Genomic DNA, 9,910 nt, shown 5'->3' with positions numbered 1-9,910 from the left:
GAGTCGAAGGATGCCGTCGTCGAGGCATTGAGAGCATCTCTCAAGGAGACGGAACACCTGCGCCGCGCGAACGCCGAGCTGTCGGCGGCGTCGCACGAGCCGATCGCGATCGTGGGTATGAGCTGCCGCTATCCGGGCGGAGTCCGCTCACCGGAGGACCTGTGGGATCTGGTCGCCGCCGGGCGGGACGCCATCTCCGGCTTTCCGCAGAACCGTGGCTGGGATCTCGACGGGCTGTACGCACCGGAGCCGGGCACCCCTGGCAAGTCGTATGCCCGCGAGGGCGGTTTCCTGTACGACGCGGACGAGTTCGACCCGGCCTTCTTCGAGATCAGCCCGCGCGAGGCGATGGCGATCGACCCGCAGCAGCGTCTCCTGCTGCAGTCCTCGTGGGAGGCGGTCGAGCGGGCCGGCATCGACCCGACGACGCTGCGCGGAAGCCGGACCGGGGTGTACGTGGGGATCGCGCGCCAGGAGTACGGGCCGCCGCTGCACAAGTCGCCGGAAGAGCTTGAGGGCTACCTGATGACGGGCACGTCGGTCGCGGTCGCCTCGGGGCGCATCTCCTACCTGTGGGGGTTCGAGGGGCCGGCCGTCACGATCGACACGGCGTGCTCGTCGTCGCTGGTGACGCTGCACATGGCGGCCCAGGCGCTGCGGAACGCCGAATGCTCGCTGGCCCTGGCCGGCGGCGTGACGGTCATGGCGATGCCCGGCGTGTTCACCGAGTTCAGCCGACAGCGCGGGCTGGCTCCGGACGGGCGGATCAAGGCGTTCGCGGCCGCCGCCGACGGCACGGCCTGGGGCGAGGGCGTGGGCCTGCTGCTGCTGGAACGCCTCTCCGACGCGCGCAGGCACGGCCATCCGGTCCTGGCGGTCGTCCGTGGCTCTGCCGTCAACCAGGACGGCGCAAGCAACGGCCTCACCGCACCCAACGGCCCCTCCCAACAACGCGTCATCCGCCAGGCATTGGCGAACGCGCGGCTGACGGCGGACCAGGTGGACGCCGTCGAGGCGCACGGCACGGGCACCAAGCTGGGCGACCCGATCGAGGCGCAGGCCCTGCTGGCCACCTACGGCAAGAACCGGCCCGGGGACCGGCCCCTGTTGCTGGGGTCGGTGAAGTCGAACATCGGTCACCCGCAGTGCGCGGCGGGCGCGGCGGGTGTCATGAAAATGGTCATGGCCATGCGGCACGGCACCCTGCCGAAGACACTGCACATGGATGAGCCGACGCCGCATGTGAACTGGTCGGCAGGCGCGGTGGAACTGCTCGCGGAGGCGCGGCCATGGCCGGAGACCGACGGGCGGCCGCGGCGGGCCGCGGTGTCGGCGTTCGGCGTGAGCGGTACGAACGCGCACCTGATCCTTGAGCAGGCTCCCGAGGAGGAGACGACGCCCGGCACCGCCGGTCATGTCCCGGGCGTCGCCGCCGGATCGGTCGTCCCGTGGGCCGTGTCGGCGCGGTCGGAGCAGGGCTTGCGGGCGCAGGCGGACGAGCTGCGCGACTTCGCTTCCTCCGATGCGGGCCTGGACATCGCTGATGTCGGCTGGTCGCTGGCGTCGAGCCGGGCAGGGCTCGAGCATCGCGCGGTGGTACTGGGGCGTGACCGGGACGAGTTGCTCGACGGTCTGGTGTCGTTGAGCGACGGTGCGGAGTCCGCCCGGGTGGTGCGTGGTGTCGTGGGCAGGCTCGGTGGCTCCGCCTTCATGCTCCCGGGGCAGGGGGCGCGGTGGGTCGGTGTGGCGCGGCAGCTGTACGACGCGTTCCCCGTCTTCGCGCAGAGCCTCGACGAGGTCTGCGAACGCTTCGGCGAACATCTTCCCTACGCGCTGAAGCCCCTGCTCCTCGCCGACGCGCTGGAGGAGGCTCGGGCCCAGCGAACCGACATCGCGCAGCCGGCGCTGTTCGCGCTGCAGGTCAGCCTGTACCGGCTGATGACGCGGTACTGCCCGCAGCCCGACCACCTGATCGGTCACTCGGTCGGCGAGATCACAGCCGCCCATGTGTCCGGCGCCATCGACCTGGACAGTGCGACCAGGCTCGTGGCCGCTCGCGGACGGGTCATGCAGACGGTCACCGAGCGAGGCGCCATGGTGGCGGTGCGCGCCTCGGAGGACGACGTGCGCGCCCTGCTCAGCCCGTATCACCGCACTGGCGTCGCCGCTGTCAACGGCCCGGAATCGGTGGTGGTCTCGGGCGACCGCGACGAGGTCCTCGACCTCCGGGATCAGCTCGTCGCCGACGGAAAGCAGGCGAAACTGCTGAAGGTGGACCACGCGTTCCACTCCCCGCTCATGGACCCGATCCTGGAAGCGTTCGCCGGATCGATCGAAGCGATTCCCGCGGGCGAGCAGGCGATCCCGGTCGTCTCGACCAGGCTGGGCCGCGTGGCCACGCTCGAGGAGCTGACGTCCGTCGAGCACTGGGTGAACCACGTCCGCGAACCCGTCCGCTTCTTCGACGCGGTGGAGCACACGCGTGCGGCAGGTGCGCAGGTCTTCCTCGAAGTGGGCCCGGGGTCGACGCTCGCGAGCAGCACCAAGGAAGCCTTCGCCGGTGAGGGCGTGGACGACGCGGTGGTCCTTTCGTCGTCACGCCGGGACCGCGGGGCGGTGGAGGCGTTGGTCGCCGCGCTGGCCCAACTGCACGTCAGGGGCGGGTCCGTCGACTGGGACGCGCTGTTGGGGGCGCGCCGACGGGTGGATCTTCCGACGTACGCGTTCGAGCGCCGGAGTTTCTGGCTGGACCCCTCGGCAGGGACGGGCGCGGCGGACGTGGCCTCCGCCGGTCTCTTCGCTCCGGAACACCCGCTGCTCGGCGCTGTGGTGGACCATCCCGGCACCGGCGAGGTGGTGTTCACCGACCGGTGGTCCCAGCACACCCACGACTGGCTGGCCGACCACACCGTGTTCGGCGCGGTCGTGGTACCGGGAACGGCCTATCTGGACCTGGCGCTGTGGGTGGGCGACTCCGTCGGATGTGCGGTGATCGACGAACTCTCCTTGGAAGTTCCCCTGATCCTTCCCGGCTCGGGTGACGTGCAGGTGCGGGTCGTCGTCGGAGCGGTGGGCGAGACGGGGCACCGCTCCCTGGACGTGTACTCGCGCCCCGGCGACGACGGCCGGACGATGGGTGGCTGGACCCGCCACGCGACGGGAAGCCTGTCATCGAGTTCGCCGAGTTCATCGCGTTCACCGCGGGCGGCCGGGCGGACCGGTGACGCGTCCTCACTCGCCGTGTGGCCGCCGGTCGGGGCGCGCCGGCTCGCCATCGACGGTTTCTACGAATCCCTCGCGGACAAGGGGTTCGACTACGGTCCTGCCTTCCGCGGGCTGCGAGAGGTGTGGCAGCACGGTGATGACCTCTACGTGCTGGCCACCCTGCCGTCGACCGACGAAGGCGCGGACGGCGGCGGGTTCGCGCTGCATCCCGCGCTGATCGACTCGGTGCTCCACGCGGTGGCGGTCGGCGGTGTCATCGACGTGGACGGCGGCCAGGGATGGATGCCCTTCTCCTGGTCAGGGGTGGAACAGACCGGGGACTGCGGCTCGAGCGCAAGGGTCCGGATGACCCCGGCCGGCGATGGCGTCGTGTCCTTGGCGATCGCCGACGAGCACGGCCGCGACATCGCGCACGTCGCGGCACTGACGTTCCGACCGGCCGGCCCCGAGCAACTGCGCTCGGCACGAGGCGGACACGAGCAGTCGCTGTTCGAACTGCAATGGCGACCGTTCCAGCAGAGCAAGCAGGCAACCCACGCAACCCACCCCGGGCAGTGGGGTGTTCTCGGTACGGAGAACGGCCTGGCCTCGCGGCTCGTAGCGGCAGGCGACGGGAACACCCTGTCCTACGCGTCCATGGACGATGTCCTCATGGGGGACGCACCCCGGCATGTCGTCCTCTGCCTGGACGACTTCGTCACCCCCGGCCCCGACCTGCTCGCCGAGGTCGCCGGCGCGGACACTCGCGTCCTCGACTGGATCCAGCGGTTCCTGGCCGATGAGCGGCTCGCCGGATCCGTGCTGGTGGTGCTCACCCGCCTGGCCATCGACACCGGTGGCGGGGGGAGCGTCGAAAGCCTCCCCGGCGTGTCCGTGTGGGGCCTGATCCGGTCCGCCCAGACGGAGCACCCCGGCAGGTTCCGGCTGGTGGACGTCGACGACGAGGAGGCGTCCTGGGCGCGCTTCCCGGACGTACTCGCTCTCGGCGAAGACCAGCTGGCACTGCGCGGCGGTGCCTACCTCACGCCGCGCATGATCCCGGCCGCACCCGCGGACCACCAGATCGAGCCGCCTCCGGCCGGCGCCCACCGGCTGGGAATCCCGACCAAGGGGACGCTGGAGAACCTGACATGGGTTCCGTGCCCCGAGGTGGAGGCGCCCCTGACGAGCGGGCAGGTCCGCGTCGCCGTGCAGGCCGCGGGGCTCAACTTCCGGGACGTCACGATCGCCCTGGGACTGGTGGACAGAACAGCCTTCGGCGCCGGGCTCGGCAGTGAGGGCGCCGGAACAGTGCTCGAGGTGGCGGGCGACGTCACCGCTCTCGCGCCGGGTGACCGGGTGATGGGCGCGTTCTCCGGGGCGTTCGGGCGCGTGGCCGTGACGGATCAGCGCCTGATCATGCCCATCCCCGAGGGGTGGAGCCACGCCGAGGCGGCGTCCGTACCGAGTGCCTTCCTCACCGCCTACCACGCGCTCTTCCACGTGATGAAGCTCGAAAAGGGGCAGCGGATCCTCATCCACGCCGCAGCGGGCGGCGTCGGGATGGCCGCGGTGCAACTGGCGAAGCACGTCGGCGCCGAGATCTACGCGACCGCGAGCCCGGCCAAGTGGCCCGTCCTGCGCGGTCTTGGACTGGATGACGAGCACCTGGCGTCGTCACGGGACCTGGAGTTCGCGGACAAGTTCCTGGACTCCACGGACGGCCGAGGGGTGGATGTCGTCCTGAACTCCCTTGCGCACAAGTTCGTCGACGCCTCGCTGAGGCTGCTCCCCAAGGGCGGGAACTTCATCGAGATGGGGAAGACGGACATCCGTGACCCCCACCAAGTGGCGGCCGATCACCCCGGAGTCGACTACCGGGCCTTCGACCTCTACGAGGAAGGCACGGACGCGACCCACGAGATGTTCCGGGCCGTCATGCGGCTGTTCGCCGACGGGCGGGTGCACCTGAACCCCATCTCCCTGCGGAACATCCGCGACGCGCGCCAGGCCTTCCGCGAGATGAGCCAGGGCCGCCACGTCGGCAAACTGGTCCTTGAAGTGGGCGACGGCTTCGGCGGCGGGACCGTGCTGGTCACCGGCGGGACCGGGGGAGTGGGCTCGCTGGTGGCGCGCCACCTCGTCGCCGAGCACGGGGTGCGGAGCCTGGTCCTGGCAAGTCGTCGGGGAACGGCGGCCGACGGAGTGCCCGAGCTGGTCTCGGACCTGGAGAAGGCAGGCGCGACGGTCGCAGTCCGGGCATGTGATGTCGGGGACCGGGCCGCCGTGGCGGACCTGCTCGCGGACATGCCGGGCAAGTACCCCCTGACGGCGGTCGTCCACGCGGCAGGTGCGCTGGCGGACGGCACCGTCGAGTCGCTGACCGCGCAGAGCGTCGAAAGCGTGCTGCGGGCCAAAGCCGGCGGCGCGGTCAACCTGCACGAGCTGACCCGGAGTCACACCCTGTCGGCGTTTGTCCAGTTCTCCGCCCTCGCGGGGATGCTCGGCAGCGCAGGACAGGCGAACTACGCAGCGGCGAACACGTTCCTGGACGGTCTGGCGGCGCAGCGCAGGGCATCCGGTCTGGTCGGCACGTCGCTGTGCTGGGGCTGGTGGGAGCAGCGCAGCGGCATGACCGCGGACCTGGACCAGGCCGACCTCGTCCGGACCCGGCGCCTCGGCGTCGCCGCGATGCCGACACCCGAGGCGCTGGCCCTGTTCGACGCGGCGTGCGCGATCGACAGACCCGTCCTCATCCCGGCCCGGATGGACCTCTCCGCGCTGCGGCACAAGACCGGTGACGAACTGCCGCTCCTCCTGCGCGACCTCGCCGACGCCAGCCGTCCACTCCGGAAACGGACAGGCACGACCAGGGACAGCGCTCCCCTCGGCCTGACCGACAGGCTGGCCACCCTGCCGCAGGACGAGGCGGAGGCAGCCGTCCTGGACTGGGTCCGCGAGCAGGCCGCCATCGTGCTCGGGCACCCCTCGGGTGCGTCCGTCGACGCCGACCAGGCCTTCACCCACATCGGATTCGACTCGCTGACCGCGGTCGAACTGTGCAACCGCCTGGCTTCCTCGACGGGGCTGCGCCTGCCGTCCACCCTCGTGTTCAGCTACCCGACACCACGCGAGCTGAGCCGGCACATCTTCGGTCTGCTGCGTCCGGCACCCGACACCGGCTCGGCCGAGGACGCGCAGATCCGCGACGTGCTGCGGACCGTATCGATCGACGGTCTGCGGAGCGCGGGCATCTTGGAACTGGTCCTGGCGTGCGCCGAACCGTCTGAAGCGGGCGCCGACGCGGCGGTGCCGGACGCGGGCGTCGCCGCCGGTGAACTGGCGGTCATGGATTTGGAAGCACTGGTCGACCTGGCTCTGGACGAGAGGGACAAGTGACATGACCAACCTGCCGGACAGCTCAGCGCAAGGCGCAGACCGGGTCCAGAGGGCGCTGCGCACATTGTTGGAGGAGCGCGATCGCCTCCGGCAGGAGAACGACGCCCTGAAGGCCGACCGCAGCGCCCCGATCGCCGTGGTGGCCATGGCGTGCCGCTACCCGGGAGGTGTGTCGTCGCCCGAGGATCTGTGGGACGTGATCCGCAGCGGCCGGGACGTCGTGGACGAGTTCCCGCAGGACCGCGGGTGGCGGGATGTGTACGACGCGGATCCCGACACCGCAGGCAGCGCGTACGTACGTCACGGAGGTTTCCTGACGGACGTGGCCGGCTTTGACGCGAACTTCTTCGGCATCAGTCCCCGTGAGGCGCTGGCGACCGACCCGCAGCAGCGCTTGCTGTTGGAGACGTCGTGGGAGGTCTTCGAACGGGCAGGCATCGTTCCCGCCGATGTGCGCGGCGCCGATGTCGGCGTCTTCACCGGGGTGAGCTCGCCCGAGTACGGGGCGCGTTTCCTGGAGGCGGACCAGCAGGAGCTGGAGGGCTACCTGCTGCACGGCAGCACGTTGAGCGTCGCCTCCGGCCGGGTGGCGTACGAGATGGGGTTCACCGGCCCAGCGATGTCGGTGGACACGGCGTGTTCGTCGTCGCTGGTGGCCATGCACCTGGCGGCCCAGTCACTGCGTTCGGGCGAGTGCTCACTCGCGCTGGCGGGCGGGGCATCGGTGATGTCGACGCCCGTGACCCTCGTGGAATTCTCCCGGCAGCGCGCGCTGTCGGCAGACGGCCGCTGCAAGGCCTTCGCGGACGGAGCCGATGGAACCGGCTGGGCCGAGGGAGTGGGCGTGCTGCTCCTTGAGCGGTTGTCCGATGCCCGCCGCAACGGCCACCCGGTGCTGGCCGTACTGCGCGGTTCCGCGGTGAACCAGGACGGCGCGAGCAACGGACTGACCGCCCCCAACGGCCTCGCCCAGGAGAAGGTGATCCGTAAGGCACTGGAGAACGCGGGGGTCGCGGCCCGCGAGGTGGACGTGGTCGAAGCGCATGGCACCGGGACCGCGCTGGGGGATCCCATCGAGGCAGGTGCGCTGCTGGCGGCCTACGGGGAGGACCGGGCCGAGGACAGGCCGCTCTGGCTGGGGTCAGTGAAGTCGAACATGGGTCACGCCCAGGCCGCCGCGGGGGTCGCCGGGGTGATCAAGACGGTGATGGCCATGCGCCACGCGTTCCTGCCGCGGACCTTGCATGCGGAGACGCCGTCCCAGCACGTGGACTGGTCGTCCGGCGCGGTCGAACTGCTGGTGGAGGGGCGTGAGTGGACCCGGGCGGACGGTCCGCGGCGGGCCGCGGTGTCGTCCTTCGGAGTCAGCGGCACCAACGCGCACGTGATTCTGGAGGAGGAACCGCCGCTGGAGCGGGCGGACCGGCCCGGCCCGGACCCGGAGCTTGCGGGCGGACCGGTGCCGTGGGTGGTGTCGGGCAAGAGCGCGGCTGCGCTGGAGGCGCAGGCGGGGCGCTTGGCGGACTTCGTCGCCGAGCGTGCCGATGTGCCGGTGGCCGATGTGGGGTTGTCGCTCGCGGTGTCGCGGTCGGCGTTCCAGCACCGGGCGGTCGTGGTCGGCGGGGACCGGGAACAACTCCTGAAGCAGCTCGCTGAGCCGGTCGTGCGCGGCACGGCCGACATCGACGGCAAGACCGTGTTCGTGTTCCCCGGCCAGGGGTCGCAGTGGGTGGGGATGGCGGTGGAGTTGCTGGACTCCTCGCCGGTGTTCGCGGCGCGGCTGGCGGAGTGCGCGGGGGCGATCGAGCCACACGTGGGCTGGCGGGTGCTCGATGTGCTGCGGGAGGTGGAGGGGGCGCCGTCGCTGGAGCGGATCGAGGTCGTGCAGCCGGTGCTGTTTGCGGTGATGGTGTCGTTGGCGGAGTTGTGGCGGGCGTGCGGGGTGGTGCCCGCGGCCGTGGTGGGTAGTTCGCAGGGGGAGATCGCTGCCGCATGTGTGTCGGGGGCATTGTCGTTGCAGGACGCGGCCCGGGTGGTGGTTCTGCGGTCGCAGTTGTTCGCGGATGAGCTGGTGGGGCGGGGTGCGGTGGCGTCGGTGGCGTTGCCGCTCGCGGAGGTCGAGGCGCGGCTTGAGCCGTGGGGGGAGCGGTTGTCGATCGCTGGGGTCAACGGGCCCCGGGCGGTGGCGGTGGCCGGTGAGGTCGCGGCCTTGGAGGAGTTGGTCGCGTCCTTGGATGCGGAGGGTGTGCGGGCGCGGGTGGTGCCGGCGACCGTGGCCTCGCACTGTGCCCAGGTGGACCGGCTGCGAGAGCGGATTCTTGACCTGCTGGGCTTTGTGCAGCCCCGGGCAGGGGCGGTGCCGATGTACTCCACGGTGACCGGGGAGGTGCTGAACGGGGCCGAGTTGGATGCCGGGTACTGGTTCGACAACTGCCGCCGCCCGGTGGCTTTCGAGCCGGTGGTGCGGTCGTTGCTCGCTGACGGCTTCCGGGCCTTCGTGGAGTCCAGCGCGCATCCGGTGCTGACGTCGGGGGTGGTGGAGACCGCCGAGGAGGCCGGGAGCGAGGTCATGGCGGTGGGTTCGCTGCGCCGGGGCGAGGGCGGACTTGAGCGGTTCTGCACCTCTCTGGGTGAGGCGTGGGTGCGCGGGGTGAACGTTGACTGGCCTGCGGTGTTCGCGGACCGGGCAGCGCGTGTCGTCGACCTGCCGACCTACGCGTTCCAGCGGCGGAGGTACTGGCTGAACGCCCCCTCGCACGCAGGGGCGACAGTGGAGATGCCCCCGGCGGAGCTCCCCGCGAGCGATGACGACCTCGTCCCTCTGTTGGACAAGCTCGCCACGCTCCCCGACGGCGACGCGGAGGCACTCGTGCTGGATCTGGTCCGCGAGAAGGTCGCCGTCGTGCTCGGGCACCCCTCCGCCGAGACCATCGACCCCGACCAGAAATTCGGGGAAATCGGATTCGACTCGATGCTCTCTGTGGAGCTGAGCAAACGCCTTGCCATAATGACCGGGGTCAAGTTGAGGGCGAATGTGGTGCTGCGGTTCCCGACACCGAAACTGATCACCGGGCACATCATGTCCTCGATGGCCGGCCGCGATCCGCGGTAATCTCCCCCGCATTCCGGGCCTTTCCGCCTCACGGTTCGTCCCGCCGACGGGACACCGCACGGTTGACTGCCGCTTGTCCTGCCCCGGCACCTGATTGTCTTGACCGGCTGCGCCGCCTCCGTGAAGGTGGAGGAGATCTGCGATTTCCTCCGCTCCGGGCCTATATGTTGAGGGGTTGATCCGTTTGCGTTCATT

At 70.8% G+C, this 9,910-nt stretch carries 2 protein-coding genes; both read left to right on the top strand.

Annotation, left to right across the window (positions count from 1 at the left end; genetic code table 11):
* Positions 1 to 27 precede the first annotated feature (27 nt).
* A complete protein-coding gene (locus M4V62_RS00680; protein WP_425575273.1) occupies positions 28 to 6,603 on the top strand; it encodes a type I polyketide synthase in 6,576 nt (2,191 codons plus the stop codon).
* Between the two features lies 1 nt (position 6,604).
* Positions 6,605 to 9,715: a type I polyketide synthase gene (locus M4V62_RS00675; RefSeq protein WP_249585207.1), complete on the top strand. Its 3,111-nt coding sequence runs from the start codon at positions 6,605 to 6,607 to the stop codon at positions 9,713 to 9,715.
* Positions 9,716 to 9,910: the final 195 nt, after the last annotated feature.

Source organism: Streptomyces durmitorensis (genome assembly GCF_023498005.1).
GTDB lineage: Bacteria > Actinomycetota > Actinomycetes > Streptomycetales > Streptomycetaceae > Streptomyces > Streptomyces durmitorensis.
This window is presented reverse-complemented; position numbering and strand designations above follow the sequence as displayed.